The organism is Halomonas flagellata, assembly GCF_022487945.1.
In the GTDB taxonomy this organism is placed as follows: domain Bacteria; phylum Pseudomonadota; class Gammaproteobacteria; order Pseudomonadales; family Halomonadaceae; genus Halomonas; species Halomonas flagellata.
Genome location: NZ_JAKVPY010000032.1, coordinates 25,438 through 39,834, shown reverse-complemented (window position 1 = coordinate 39,834; position 14,397 = coordinate 25,438). Strand labels below are relative to the sequence as shown.

Below are 14,397 nucleotides of genomic sequence, written 5' to 3'. Positions count from 1 at the left end.
CAAACGTTCTCAAAAAGACCCGAAAGTCTTTGACGAGTCGCTTGCCTTGATGGTTCTGTGACTGGTCACCGACCCATCGACAAGCGCCCACATGAATTACCTGATCGATTGTTAAAGAGCGGCTCCGAACCCTTAAAGAGCGGAGCGTCTCGCTGTTGCTGTGCCGTCTGGCCCAGCGCCCGGCGAGGAAGGCGTATTCTACGTGATCGGCGCTCGCTGTCAAGGCTTCGTGTCACCACCCGATCGGGTGGGAAACATCGACGCGCCAGCCTCGCTGGTCGCCGATAGAGCCCTCAGCGGGTCTCTGTCACGAGTGGTGCGCATTCTACCGAATCCGCCGTGACTGTCAAGATTTATGCTTCCAGAACAATCACTTCTGCCACTCATCACCGCCTGCAACGTTGCCCGTCGCCGGCAGCGGATGCGTACTTTACGGATTTCCGAGGGCGCACGCAACCCCCCTGCAACTAAAAAAGATAGTCCACTCCTCGCCTCTCTGCCATGACTCCCGCCAAGTTTCTTCCCCGGGTACCAGGCTGGTGCCGAAGCACCCCGCCAGCGGTCACTGGCGTAGCGGCATCCGGGTCGGGCAGCCTCTCCTTCGAAGGGGCGCGCATTCTGACTTCGGGGCGCTGCTCGCCGGACGGGATCAGATCACGAACAGGTCGACGAACCTGTGCACCGCGGTGCTCTCCAGGCGTGCCTGATCCTTGCACAGCTCGAAGATCCGTGCACAGCGGGCGGACGGGAAGCGGGTGGCCAGGTTGCGCCTGAACTTCTCCTCCAGCACCGGGATACCTTCGGCACGACGCCGACGGTGACCGATCGGGTATTCGACCTCGACCTTGTCGGTTGACGTGCCATCGGTAAAGAACACCTGGATGGCATTGGCGATGGAGCGCTTCTCGGGATCGTGGTAGTCACGGGAGTAGCGCTCGTCCTCGACCACCTCCATCTTCCCGCGCAACTCGTCGATGATCGGGTGGGACTCGTGGAACTCGTCCTCGTAGTGCTCGGCCACCAGGTTGCCGAAGGCCAGCGGCACGGCGGTCATGTACTGCAGGCAGTGGTCACGGTCGGCCGGGTTGGCCAACCTGCCGGACTTGGAGATGATGCGGATTGCCGAATCGTGAGTGGTCAGCACGATCCTGTCGATATCGTCGAGACGCTCCCTGACCTGCGGGTGCAGGGTGACGGCCGCCTCGCAGGCGGTCTGGGCATGGAACTCGGCCGGAAAGGCGATCTTGAACAGCACGTTCTCCATCACGTAGGTGCCGAAGTCACGCTGAAAGGAGAACTTGCGCTCCGTCTCGGGCTTGAGCTTCTGGTCCTTGTTGGTCTTGGAGAACAGGATGTCGTAGAAGCCCCACTGCGGCGCCGTGAGCACGCCGGGGATGCCCATCTCGCCGCGCAGGGCGATATCGGCCAACCGGACCCCCCGCGATGTCGCATCCCCTGCCGCCCAGCTCTTGCGCGAGCCGGCGTTCGGGGCGTGGCGATAGGTGCGCAGGCTCTGGCCGTCGACCCAGGCATGGGACAGGGCAGAGAGCAGCTGCTCGCGGTTGGCCCCCATCATCCTGGCGACCACGGCGGTGGACGCCACCTTGACCAGCACCACATGGTCGAGACCGACCCGATTGAAGGAGTTGTCCAGCGCCAGCACCCCCTGGATCTCGTGGGCCATGATCATGGCCTCGAGCACCTCGCGCACGGTCAGCGGCGCCTCGCCCTCGGCGACACGCTTCTGGGAGAGGTGGTCGGCCACGGCCAGGATGCCCCCCAGGTTGTCGGAGGGATGCCCCCATTCGGCGGCCAGCCAGGTGTCGTTGTAGTCCAGCCAGCGGATGATGGCCCCGATGTCCCAGGCCGCCTTGACCGGGTCGAGGCGGAAGGAGGTGCCGGGCACGCGAGCGCCATGGGGCACCACGGTACCCTCGACCAGCGGCCCCAGGTGCTTGGTGCACTCGGGAAAACGCAACGCCAGCAAGCCGCAGCCCAGGGTGTCCATCAGGCAGTTGCGGGCGGTATCCAGCGCCTCGGCACTCTCGATCCGGTACTCCAGGACATAGTCGGCGATCCTCTGCAGCTCGACGTCGTAGTCCGGACGCACATTGGCTTCCACCGTCGTACTCATGGGTCTGCCTCCTCTTCAACCGCCGGGGATCGAGGACGCCCCGAGCACTCTCACTATAGGTGACCGCTGCCACCCGGACAGAGGGCTCGGGGAAGGTCTGCTAAGGAATCGCTAGAAGCTGTCTCCCGGCACGTGTACCCCGCCCTCCATCAACACCCGTGCACTGCGGCTCATGATCACCTTGGTGACCGTCCACTCGCCATTGACCCGACTGGCCTCCGCACCCACGCGCAGGGTGCCGGAGGGATGACCGAAGTGCACGGAGTTGCGCTCGCCGCCGCCCGCAGCCAGGTTGACCAGGGTACCCGGTACCGCCGCCGCGGCGCCGATGGCCACGGCGGCGGTGCCCATCATGGCGTGGTGCAGCTTGCCCATGGAGAGCGCCCGCACCAGCAGGTCCACATCGGATGCCTTGACCGGCTGGCCGCTGGAGGCGACGTAGTCGACCGGCTTGGCCACGAAGGCCACCTTCGGCGTGTGCTGGCGGTTGGCGGCTTCATCGACATGCCGGATCAGGCCCATGCGCACCGCCCCATGAGCGCGGATGGTCTCGAACATGGCCAGGGCCCTGGCATCGCCGTTGATCGCCTCCTGCAGCTCGGTGCCGGTGTAGCCGATATCGGCGGCGTTGACGAAGATGGTCGGGATGCCGGCATTGATCATGGTGGCCTTGAGGGTCCCCACCCCCGGCACCTCGAGGTCGTCGACCAGGTTGCCGGTGGGGAACATCGCCCCCTCCCCGTCGGCCGGGTCCATGAACTCCACCGGCACCTCGGCCGCCGGGAAGGTGACGCCGTCGAGCTCGAAGTCGCCGGTCTCCTGCACCGCACCGTTGGTGATCGGCACCCGGGTGACGATGGTCTTGCCGATGTTGGCCTGCCAGATGCGCACGACAGCCACGCCGTTCTCCGGAATGCGCTCGGGGTCCACCAGGCCGTTGCTGATGGCGAAGGGCCCCACGGCGGCGGAGAGGTTGCCGCAATTGCCGCTCCAGTCGACGAAGGGCTTGTCGATGGCGACCTGGCCGAACAGGTAGTCGACGTCGTGATCGGGGCGCTCGCTCTGCGACAGGATGACCGTCTTGCTGGTGCTGGAGGTCGCCCCGCCCATGCCGTCGATCTGCTTCTGGTAGGGATCGGGGCTGCCGATCACCCGCATCAGCAGCCTGTTCCGGGCCTCACCGGGCACCCGGGCGGCCTCGGGCAGGTCCTGCAGGCGGAAGAAGACGCCCTTGCTGGTGCCACCCCGCATATAGGTGGCGGGAATCCTGATCTGGGGGGCATGTGCCATGGAAATCGCTTCCTGTGGACAGGGAGGGGGTCGACCCGGGCCTGGTAGGCGCTGGGTCGACAAGAGGGTTCAACCGATGACAGTCGTTACCCGGCTCAGCCGACCGCTTCCGCCTCGGCTTCCAGGAAGTCCTGGGCGAAGCGCTGCAGCACGCCACCGGCATCATAGATCGACACTTCCTCCTGGGTATCCAGTCGGCAAGTCACCGGCACGTCCCGGCGGTCACCGTTCCGGCGGGTGATGACCAGCGTCAGGGTGGCACGCGGCGTGAACTCGCCGATCACGTCATAGGTCTCGGTGCCGTCGAGGGCCAGGGTCTCGCGGGTGGTGCCAGGCTCGAACTCCAGCGGCAGCACGCCCATGCCGATCAGGTTGGTGCGGTGGATGCGCTCGAACCCCTCGGCGACGATGGCCTCGACACCGGCCAGTCGCACGCCCTTGGCGGCCCAGTCGCGGGACGACCCCTGGCCGTAGTCGGCCCCCGCCACGATGATCAGCGGCTGCTTGCGCGCCATGTAGGTCTCGATGGCTTCCCACATGCGGGTGACCTGACCTTCCGGCTCGATCCGCGCCAGTGAGCCCTGCTTCACCTGGCCGGCATCATCCCGCACCATCTCGTTGAGCAGCTTGGGGTTGGCGAAGGTCGCACGCTGGGCCGTCAGGTGATCGCCCCGGTGGGTGGCGTAGGAGTTGAAGTCCTCCTCCGGCAGGCCCATCTTCGCCAGGTACTCACCCGCGGCGCTGTTCGCCATGATGGCATTGGACGGCGACAGGTGATCGGTGGTGATGTTGTCACCGAGCACCGCCAGCGGACGCATGCCCTTGAGGGTGCGCTCCCTGGCGAGTGCCCCTTCCCAGTAGGGGGGGCGGCGGATGTAGGTACTCTGCGGGCGCCACTCGTAGAGCGGGCTCACCTGGGCACGCGCGCCCTTGTCCACATCGAACATCGGGATATAGGTCTCCCGGAACTGTTCGGGCTTCACGCTCGCCTTGACGATGGCGTCGATCTCCTCATCGCTCGGCCAGATGTCCTTCAGGGTGACGGGGTTGCCGTCCGGGTCATGGCCCAGCACGTCCTTCTCGATGTCGAAACGGATGGTCCCGGCGATCGCGTAGGCCACCACCAGTGGCGGCGAGGCCAGGAAGGCCTGCTTGGCGTAGGGGTGAATCCGCCCGTCGAAGTTGCGGTTGCCGGACAGCACCGCCGTGGCATAGAGGTCACGGTCGATGATCTCCTGCTGGATCATCGGGTCCAGGGCGCCGCTCATGCCGTTGCAGGTGGTGCAGGCAAAGGCCACCACGCCGAAGCCGAGGTCCTCGAGCTCGGGCAGCAGCCTGGCCTCTTCCAGGTACATCCTGACCGTCTTGGAACCCGGCGCCAGGGAGGACTTCACCCAGGGCTTGCGGGTCAGGCCCAGCCGATTGGCGTTACGGGCGATCAGGCCGGCCGCCACCATGTTGCGCGGGTTGCTGGTGTTGGTGCAGCTGGTGATGGCGGCGATGATCACCGCGCCATCGGGCATCTTGCCTGCCTCGTTCTCCACCTTGCCGCTGATGCCGCGCGAGGCCAGCTCCGAGGTCGGCAGCAGGGCATGGGGGTTGGAGGGGCCGGCCAGGGTGCGCGGCACGCTGGACAGGTCGAAGGTCAGCACGCGCTCGTACTCGGCGTTCGCCAGGCTATCGGCCCACAGGCCGGTCTGTCTGGCGAACGTCTCGACCAGCGCCACCTGGTCGTCGTCGCGACCGGTCAACCTGAGGTAGTCGATGGTCTGCTCGTCGATGTAGAACATCGCCGCGGTGGCACCGTATTCCGGTGTCATGTTGGAAATGGTCGCGCGGTCGCCCACGGTCAGCCTCGAGGCACCCTCGCCGAAGAACTCCAGGTAGGCCCCCACCACCCGCTCGCGGCGCAGGAACTCGGTCAGCGCCAGTACCATGTCGGTGCTGGTGATGCCCGGTTGCAGCCTGCCGGTCAGCTCGACGCCGATGATAGCCGGCAGGCGCATCCAGGAAGCACGACCCAGCATCACGCTCTCGGCTTCCAGGCCGCCCACCCCCACCGAGATCACGCCCAGGGCGTCGACCATCGGCGTATGGCTGTCGGTGCCCACGCAGGTGTCGACGAAGGCCACGCGCTTTCCCTTCTCGTCGGGGCGCACCTGCACCACCGGCGACATCTTCTCCAGGTTGATCTGGTGCATGATGCCGTTGCCGGGCGGGATCACGTCGACGTTCTCGAACGCGGTCTTGGTCCAGTCGATGAAATGGAAGCGGTCGTCGTTACGGCGATCCTCGATGGCGCGGTTCTTCTCGAAGGCGTCCTTCTCGAAACCGGCGTGCTCCACGGCCAGGGAGTGGTCGACGATCAGCTGGGTCGGGACCACCGGATTGACCTTGGCGGGGTCCCCTCCCTTGTCGGCGATGGCGTCACGCAGGCCGGCCAGGTCGACCAGCGCGGTCTGACCGAGGATGTCGTGACACACCACGCGGGCCGGGAACCAGGGGAAGTCGAGGTCGCGCTTGCGTTCGATCAGCTGCTTGAGCGAATCGGTCAGCATGGCCGGATCGCAGCGCCGCACCAGGTTTTCCGCCAGCACCCGGGAGGTGTAGGGCAGCGTGTCGTAGGCACCGGGCTTGATCGCCTCGACGGCGGCGCGTGCGTCGAAGTAGTCCAGCTCGGTGCCGGGAAGCGGTTTGCGATAGTCGGTATTCATGGCGTGGCACCATCGGGTCATGGACATAAAGAGAGGTGACAGCAGCGGCTGGCTGGCCGGCGACAAGCCTCCGCGAGGGCGCTGTGAACCCATCCCTGGGCGCTACCGACGCCATCCATGGCGTAGGACCCTCGCTTCGCCTTGTCCCCGGCCCCGCCTTCACCGGGCATAGGCGGACACGTCAGTCACGCTCCTCGATCGGCACCCATACGCTATGCTCGGGGCCGACGTAGTCCGCGCTCGGGCGAATGATGCGGTTGTTGGAGCGCTGCTCGAACACATGGGCACACCAGCCGGTGACACGCGAGCAGACGAAGATCGGCGTGAACAGCTTGGTGGGGATGTCCATGAAGTAGTAGGCGCTGGCGTGGAAGAAGTCGGCGTTGCAGAACAGCCTCTTCTCGCGCCACATGACCGCCTCGACGCGCTCTGAGACTGGGTAGAGCACGCTGTCGCCCACGTCCGCGGCGAGCTTCTTCGACCACTCCTTGATGATGGCGTTGCGCGGATCGGACTCGCGGTAGATCGCGTGGCCGAAGCCCATGATCTTTTCCTTGCGTTCGAGCATGCCCAGGATCTCGCGCTCGGCCTCGTCCGGGGAGGTCCAGTTCTCGAGCATCGCCATGGCCGCCTCGTTGGCACCGCCATGCAGCGGGCCGCGCAGCGAGCCGATGGCACCGGTCACGCAGGAGTGCAGGTCGGAGAGGGTGGAGGCGCAGACGCGTGCGGTGAAGGTCGAGGCGTTGAACTCGTGCTCGGCATAGAGGATCAGCGAGACGTTCATCACCCGGGCGTGCAGCTCGCTGGGGGCCTCGTCGCGCAGCAGGTGCAGGAAGTGGGCGCCCACCGACTCGTCGTCGGTCTCGGTCTCGATGCGCACGCCCTCGTGGGAGTAGCGGTACCAGTAGCAGATGATCGATGGCAGCACCGCCAGCAGGCGATCGGAGGCGTCCTGCTGCTCGTCGAAGCTCTGCTCGGTCTCCAGGTTACCCAGCATCGAGGCGCCGGTGCGCATCACGTCCATGGGGTGGGCGGAGGCCGGAATCTGCTCGAGCACCGCCTTGAGCGCCTGGGGCAGGCCACGCAGGCCCTTGAGCTTGGTGATGTAGGCGTCGAGCTCGGCCTGGTTGGGCAGCTTGCCCTTGAGCAGCAGGTAGGCCACTTCCTCGAAGCGCGCCTTCTCCGCCAGCTCCTCGATGTCGAAGCCACGGTAGGTCAGGCCAGAGCCGGTCTTGCCGACGGTGCACAACGCCGTGCTGCCGGCACTCTGGCCACGCAGGCCGGTACTACTGACGGATTTATCTGCCATGTCGCGTCTCCTCGTCTTGCACTTGGCTGTCGTATGCGTGCTTGTCGTGTCGTTGTTGTCGGGCGTCCGCCACAGCATCCGGCGCGCGCCTCATCGCCACCCGTCTCGGCACTATCAGTCAGTCGGCGCCTTCCTCGAAGAGGGCATCGAGCTTGCGCTCGAAATCGTGGTAGTTGAGAAAGTCGTAGAGCTCGTCGCGGGTCTGCATCAGCTCGACCACGTCCTTCTGGTGCCCCTGGTCGTGGATGCTCTGGTAGACCTTGAGCGCCGCCGCGTTCATGGCGCGGAAGGCCGACAGCGGATAGAGCACCATGCGACAGCCCATCTCGGCGAGCTCCTGCTGGCTGAACAGCGGCGTGGCGCCGAACTCGGTGATATTGGCCAGGATCGGGGCGTCGATGCGCTCGCAGAAGGCGCGGTAGTCATCGAGGGTGTGCACCGCCTCGGCGAAGATGGCATCGGCACCGGCCTCGATGCAGGCGTTGGCACGCTCGATGGCGGCATCCAGCCCCTCCTTCTGGAAGGCGTCGGTACGCGCGATCAGGTAGAAGTCGGGGTCGCACTTGGCATCGGCGGCGGCCTTGATGCGATCGACCATCTCGGCCTGGGAGACGATTGCCTTGTTGGGACGGTGACCGCAGCGCTTCTGGGCGACCTGGTCCTCGAGGTGCACCGCCGCCACCCCGGCACGCTGCATCTCCTTGACGGTACGCGCGATGTTGAAGGCGCCGCCCCAGCCGGTGTCGATGTCCACCAGCAGCGGCAGCTCGGTGGCGCCGGTGATGCGATGGGCATCCTCGACCACGTCGTTCATGGTGGTCATGCCCAGGTCCGGCAGGCCGAAGGAGGCGTTGGCCACACCGCCACCGGAGAGGTAGATCGCCCGGTGACCGACGCGCTCGGCCATCATGGCGGTGTAGGCGTTGATGGTGCCGACGATGGGCAGCGGGCGGCTGGCCTCGAGGGCGGCGCGGAAGCGCGCACCGGGGGTCTGTAGGGTCATGGGATGTCTCCTGGTAAAGTGATCCGGGCCGGCCTCAGGCGGTCGCCTCGTCTTCCTGTGTCAGAATGGCGGCATAGCGGTCGGCGACATTGGCCCGGGAAGCACTGACGTGCCGGCGCATCAGCAGTTCGGCCAGCTCGGCATCGCCGGCCTCGATGGCATCGACGATGCGGTGATGCTCGACGAAGGCGCGCTGGGGGCGCGAGCCGCTGGCACTGAACTGGGTGCGATAGAGCCGCACCAGGTAATAGAGGTCGTCACAGAGTAGCGTCATCAGCATGCGGTTGTGGCTGCCCTGGACGATACGGAAGTGGAAGTCCAGATCGCCCTCGCGCTGATAGTAGGCCTCGCCACGCTTGAGGTCGCTCTGGCGCTCGTGCAGCGCGAGCACCTCGCGCAGCCCGGCGACCTCCTCGCTGGTCATGTGTTCGGCGGCCAGGCGGGCCGCCATGCTCTCGAGCGCCTCCCGCAGGTCGAACAGTTCCAGCAGCTCCTTCATTGACAGCTTGACCACCCGCGCCCCCACATGGGGCACCCGCTCGATCAGGCGATGGGCCTCCAGGCGACGCATCGCCTCGCGCAGTGGGCCCCGGGAGATGCCGTAGGTCTTCGACAGCCCGGGTTCGGTGATCTTGCTGCCCGGCGCCAACTCGCCCCTGACGATGGCGTCCTGGAGCTGCTGGAAGACCCGCTCGGCCAGGGTACGAGCCTCGGGAGTAGCCTGTTCCGGTACGATTGAGTTCATGGCAATTGTCGACAATTAAGTGATAGAAGCACTTTAATCACTGACTAGGAGGCGGTCAACCATCGATTCGGCGCGACATCCTACATCTTTGGTTGTAGACAACCCGCCAGCCAGACCGGACAATGTCGACAATCGCCGTCGCCTCCTTGACAGGGCATCACTGCCCCGAGGAGGCAACGGGAGGGACAAACCGGGGCGCGATGCCTAGAATGGGGCGCCTGTTCAGGGAAGGCACTTTGATGACACCACGACTCGAGATCACCCCCCTGCCCCATCGTGAGGATCCGCTGGCCTACTTCACGGCACTGCGCCACCGCCCCGGTGCCGTACTGCTCGACAGCGGGCGCCCTGCTGCCCCGGGAGGCCGCTATGACATCCTCAGCAGCGACCCGCTGGGCCTGCTCGAGATCGATGCCGCGGGCAGCGTACACGGCGACCCGGCACTCGCCGGTCGCTCCCCCTTTGCCGCCCAGCAGGCCCTGCTCGATCGCCTGCCGGCGACGGTGCCCGACAGCGACCTGCCGTTTCTCGGCGGCCTGATCGGCTACTGGAGCTACGACCTGGCGAGCCAGCTGGAGCCGGTCGCCGGCCGGGCGCAGCGAGTGGTCGACCTCCCCTCGAGTCGCGTCGGCCTGCATGACTGGGCACTGATCCAGGATCAGGTGCGCCGGGAAACCTGGCTGGTGGCCACCCCCGAGCGGCGCCGGCAGGTAATCGGCTGGCTGGATGAAGCGCCCTCTCCGACGGGTGACTTCCGGCTCACCGCCGCCTTCACCGGCGAGCTGGACCGTGACGGCTACCTGCGGCGCTTCGATGCCGTGCAGCGCTATATCCGGGCCGGCGACTGCTACCAGATCAACCTGGCCCAGCGCTTCAGCGCCCCTTACGAAGGCGACCTGTGGGCCGCCTACCTGCGCCTGCGGGAAGCCACGCCGACTCCCTTCGCGGGCTACATGGCCTGGAACGACAAGGCGATCCTGTCGCTCTCGCCCGAGCGCTTCCTGCGCTGCCTCGGCGGCCAGATCGAGGCGCGCCCGATCAAGGGCACCCGCCCCCGCGGCGACACCCCCGAGGAGGACCGGCGTCTCGCCAGGGAGCTCGAGGCGAGCCTCAAGGATCGTGCCGAGAACGTGATGATCGTCGACCTGCTGCGCAACGACCTGGGCCGGGTCTGCCGACCGGGGAGCGTCCGGGTAACGCAACTCTGCGGGCTCGAGAGCTACGCCAATGTCCACCACCTGGTCAGCGTGGTCACCGGCGAGCTGGCTGCGGGGCGTCGCCCCCTGGACCTGCTGGCCGCGGCCTTTCCCGGCGGTTCCATCACCGGCGCCCCCAAGGTGCGGGCCATGCAGATCATCGACGAACTCGAACCCTGCCGGCGCAGCGCCTACTGCGGCAGCCTCGGCTACGTGGACGTGCGCGGTCGCATGGACACCTCCATTGCCATCCGCACCGCCGTGGCCGATCGCGGCCGCCTGCATCTCTGGGGCGGCGGCGGCCTGGTGGCCGACTCAAGAGGCGAGGACGAGTACGTCGAGACCCTGGACAAGATCCGCCACCTGATGGACGCCCTGACGGTCACCGACACTCAGCACGATATGGAATAAGCGCCGACATTTTTCTTCCTTTTTGATATATCCATCCAATGAAACGGTATTGGGGGACGCTCCGCAGGCTTTGGTAGGGTAGGGCCAATTGTCGTCAACGACCTGGAGCCCCCCATGGCATCATCACTCGACGCTATCAACAGTGAACTTGGCAAGGACCCGGAAGCGCTGATTCGCTGGGCCCTGGAACAAGGCGAACGCCCCATCTGCACGACCAACTTCCGCCCTTTCGAAGCGGTCATCCTGCACATGGTCACGCGCCAGCGGCCGGACATCCCGGTGGTGTGGATGGACAACGGCTACAACACGGAAGCCACCTACCGCTTCGCCGACGAGCTGGTCCAGCGGCTCGACCTCAACCTGATCACCTATCTGCCGCGCCGCTCACGGGCTCACCGGGAAGCCGTGGAGGGGCCGATGCCGGGCATCGAGGATCCTCGCCACGAGGCCTTTACCCGGGAAGTGAAGCTGGAGCCCTTCGAGCGGGCGCTGCAGGAAATGGCGCCGGATGTCTGGTTCACGGCGCTGCGCGCCGAGGACACCCCGGAGCGCGCGCGCATGGCCCCCGTCAGCCGCAATGCCGGTGGCCTGCTGAAGGTGTCACCGCTGCTGCACTGGAGCGCCCGGGACATGTACCAGTACCTGCAGGCCCACGACCTGCCCAACAATTTCGACTACTTCGACCCCACCAAGGTCGAGGAGAAGCGCGAGTGCGGCCTGCACCTGCAGCACTGAGCCGGCTCAACGCACCGGCAGCGTGATGCTCTCGAACAGCCCCTGTTCATGGCGTGGCCCCGCGGTCATGGCGGCATCGACCAGGTCGCGGTCCAGGTGCGAGGCGAAGCGCTGGAGGAAGTCGTACATGTAGCTGCGCATGAAGGTGCCACGACGAATGCCGATCTTGGTGGTGGAGCTCTCGAACAGGTGCCCGGCATCGAGCGCCACCAGATCGGTGTCCTGTTCCGGATCCACCGCCATGTGGGCGACGATCCCCACCCCCATGCCCAGGCGCACATAGGTCTTGATCACGTCGGCATCGGCGGCGGTCAGCACCACGTTGGGCGTCAGGCCACGGGCCCTGAAGGCGTCGTCGAGCTGGGAGCGGCCGGTGAAGCCGAACACATAGGTGACCAGCGGATGTGCGGCCAGCGCCTCGAGAGTCAGGGTCTCGAGCTGGGCCAGGGGATGCCCCCTGGGCACCAGCACGCAGCGGTTCCAGCGATAGCAGGGCAGCAGCACCAGGTCGTTGAACAACTCCAGCGATTCGGTGGCGATGGCGAAATCGGCCTGGCCGTCGCTGACCATCTGGGCGATCTGCTTGGGTGTGCCCTGCTGCATGTGCAGGGCCACGTCCGGATACTTGCGGGTGAAGTCGCGGATCACCGGAGGCAGCGCGTAGCGAGCCTGAGTGTGGGTGGTGGCAATCGACAGGCTACCGCGGCGCTCGTCGCTGTGCTCCTGGGCCACTTCCTTGATATTCTCGGTCAGGCGCAGCACCTGGCCGGCCAGCTCGATGATCGCCTGTCCCGCCGGCGTGACCCGGGTGAGGTGCTTGCCGCTGCGGGCGAAGATCTCCACGCCGAGCTCGTCCTCCAGCAGGCGAATCTGCTTGGAGATGCCCGGCTGCGAGGTAAAGAGGCTCTGGGCCGTCGCCGACACGTTGAGATTGTGACGTGTGACTTCCCAGATATAGCGCAGCTGCTGAAGTTTCATGGTGGACTCGGCTCCCTCTACCGCCCGGCGATGCGATACACGATAGTGATTAAAGTGGCATCATGTAATCACTATATAGCATAAAAGAAAACCGGCCAGATCGGTCCTCCTCCCGGCCCACGATAGCCGGGAGCTATGGCACGACTAGCGGGCCGCCATTTGCCAGCGACCCGGTCGGCCGCTAACATCAGCCGACCAGACACGCCCCAGGCGTGCCACCCCGATCCGCTCGATGCAGCGCAACGTAACTGGAGAATCACATGGCCAACAACGTCGATGTCACCAATGCCAACTTCGAGCAGGAAGTCCTCAAGGCCGAAACGCCGGTCCTGCTGAAGTTCTGGGCCCCCTGGTGCGGTCCCTGCAAGGTGATGGCACCGGTGGTCGACGAGGTCGCCGAGGAGCGTACCGGCAACCTCAAGGTCGTCAGCATCAACGTCGACGACGCCCCGGAGATCGCCGCCGAACAGGGGGTGCGTGGTGTCCCCACCGTGATGCTGTTCAAGTCGGGCAGCAAGGTGGCCTCCCTGGTCGGTGCCCAGTCCAAGTCGCAACTGGCGCAGTTCATCGATCAGAACGCCTGATCGGTTCCCGCTGGAACGGCCACTTCGCCCCCGGCCCCGGCCGGGGCGAAGTCGTTTCGAGACCCCGCGGTCGCCTCAGGCCCCGCCATCGCGTTGCGAGGGTGGCTGGTCGGCATCCTCGATGTCGTCGTCGACGAACCGCTCGCCGGGTCCCAGCAGGTGGGCGATCCAACGGGTATCGGGATGGCTGTCGAGGGCGATCTTGAGCGTCATGGTCAACACCACCGAGAGCAGCATCCCCACCGCACCGAACACCCAGCCCCATACCACCAGCGAGAGGAAGGCCACGAAGGTCGAGAGCCCCAGTGCTCGTCCCATGACGCGTGGTTCCACCAGGTTGCCGAGCACGAAGTTGATCACCAGATAGGCCGCGGCCAGCAACATCGCCGACAACAGCCCGCCATCCTGAGACACCAGCAACAGCAGGACCGGCGGAATGGCGGCGATGGCCGAGCCGATATTGGGGATGAAGTTGAGGGCAAAGGCGAGCACGGCCCACAGCAGGGGAAAATCCACGCCCACCAACACACAGGCCAGCCAGACCAGCGCCCCGGTCACCAGGCTGATCATCGTCTTGACGGCCAGGTAACGCTTGAGCGTCAGGCTGAACTCGCTGAAACGACGCAGGCTCGGCGCCGGATTGGCCAGCGCCCGCGAGACCTTGTCGCGGAAGTTGAGCGTCTCGAACAGCATGAACACCACCAGCAGTGCCACCACCATGCTCTGCACCAGCAGATTGCCCAGCTCACCGAGCAGCGCCGTCACCCAGACGCCATCGTCCTCGATCTCCAACAGCCTCGCCAGGCGTTCCGGGTCGATGGCGAGCCCCATGGTGGCGAGCCGGTCGAGGAGGCTCAGGTAGTACTCGTAGAGGCGCGTCTCGATGCCCGGCAGGGCCTCGACGAAGGTGCCGAAGCTGTTCACGACCAGCAGCCCCAGCAGGGACAGGAAGGCCCCGATCACCAGCAGGGTGAGCCAGACCGCCAGACGCAGGCTCAGCCCCAGGCGATGGAGCCACTGCACCGGTGCCGTACAGACCACCGCGATGAACAACGCCAGCAGCAACGGCACGATCAGGTCCGACCCGGCCTTCATGCCGGCAATGATGATCACCAGGGCCGCCAGGGCCAGGATGAGGTTGAGGGGAACGGTCCGCAAGGACTCGTCGTCCGGAAGGCGCATGCCGGGGTCCCTACCAGCCAGTGAACGCCCATGATGCCGCCTGCCGGGCGCGGGTACAAACCGTTTGAAACACCACGGAGAAGGTGCAGATTCGATGGACGCCGTCCCGACCACGG

General features: G+C 65.9%; 11 protein-coding genes. 3 read left to right on the top strand and 8 right to left on the bottom strand.

Going from position 1 to position 14,397, the window contains the following annotated elements; genetic code table 11:
• Positions 1 to 649: 649 nt before the first annotated feature.
• From prpD to MKP05_RS19290, 6 genes are all read right to left on the bottom strand, one after another.
• Complete coding sequence (gene prpD / locus MKP05_RS19315; RefSeq protein ID WP_240569791.1) at positions 650 to 2,134, bottom strand: 2-methylcitrate dehydratase; 1,485 nt, start codon at positions 2,132 to 2,134, stop codon at positions 650 to 652.
• 111 nt (positions 2,135 to 2,245) lie between these two features.
• Positions 2,246 to 3,424: a 2-methylaconitate cis-trans isomerase PrpF gene (gene prpF / locus MKP05_RS19310; RefSeq protein WP_240569789.1), complete on the bottom strand. Its 1,179-nt coding sequence runs from the start codon at positions 3,422 to 3,424 to the stop codon at positions 2,246 to 2,248.
• Positions 3,425 to 3,519: 95 nt separating this feature from the next.
• Positions 3,520 to 6,138 (bottom strand): Fe/S-dependent 2-methylisocitrate dehydratase AcnD, encoded by a 2,619-nt coding sequence (acnD, locus tag MKP05_RS19305; RefSeq protein WP_240569788.1) that lies wholly within the window; start codon positions 6,136 to 6,138, stop codon positions 3,520 to 3,522.
• 181 nt (positions 6,139 to 6,319) lie between these two features.
• Positions 6,320 to 7,447, bottom strand: a complete 1,128-nt coding sequence (prpC, locus tag MKP05_RS19300) for a bifunctional 2-methylcitrate synthase/citrate synthase (RefSeq protein ID WP_240569787.1) — start codon at positions 7,445 to 7,447, stop codon at positions 6,320 to 6,322.
• Positions 7,448 to 7,565: 118 nt separating this feature from the next.
• A complete protein-coding gene (prpB, locus tag MKP05_RS19295) occupies positions 7,566 to 8,450 on the bottom strand; it encodes a methylisocitrate lyase (RefSeq protein ID WP_240569786.1) in 885 nt (294 codons plus the stop codon).
• Between the two features lie 34 nt (positions 8,451 to 8,484).
• Positions 8,485 to 9,195, bottom strand: a complete 711-nt coding sequence (locus MKP05_RS19290; protein ID WP_240569785.1) for a GntR family transcriptional regulator — start codon at positions 9,193 to 9,195, stop codon at positions 8,485 to 8,487.
• Between the two features lie 239 nt (positions 9,196 to 9,434).
• Between MKP05_RS19290 and pabB the strand changes: the two genes are divergently transcribed.
• Entirely contained in the window at positions 9,435 to 10,802 is a 1,368-nt protein-coding gene (gene pabB, locus MKP05_RS19285; RefSeq protein WP_240569784.1) for an aminodeoxychorismate synthase component I, read from the top strand.
• 114 nt (positions 10,803 to 10,916) lie between these two features.
• Positions 10,917 to 11,537, top strand: a complete 621-nt coding sequence (locus MKP05_RS19280) for a phosphoadenosine phosphosulfate reductase domain-containing protein (protein ID WP_110282049.1) — start codon at positions 10,917 to 10,919, stop codon at positions 11,535 to 11,537.
• A gap of 6 nt (positions 11,538 to 11,543) precedes the next feature.
• On the opposite strand, the gene cysB is transcribed toward MKP05_RS19280, so the two are convergent.
• A complete protein-coding gene (gene cysB, locus MKP05_RS19275; RefSeq protein WP_240569782.1) occupies positions 11,544 to 12,515 on the bottom strand; it encodes an HTH-type transcriptional regulator CysB in 972 nt (323 codons plus the stop codon).
• A 260-nt stretch (positions 12,516 to 12,775) separates the two neighbouring features.
• Between cysB and trxA the strand changes: the two genes are divergently transcribed.
• Positions 12,776 to 13,099, top strand: a complete 324-nt coding sequence (gene trxA, locus MKP05_RS19270) for a thioredoxin (protein WP_110282051.1) — start codon at positions 12,776 to 12,778, stop codon at positions 13,097 to 13,099.
• Positions 13,100 to 13,174: 75 nt separating this feature from the next.
• On the opposite strand, the gene MKP05_RS19265 is transcribed toward trxA, so the two are convergent.
• Complete coding sequence (locus MKP05_RS19265; protein ID WP_240569781.1) at positions 13,175 to 14,281, bottom strand: AI-2E family transporter; 1,107 nt, start codon at positions 14,279 to 14,281, stop codon at positions 13,175 to 13,177.
• Positions 14,282 to 14,397: the final 116 nt, after the last annotated feature.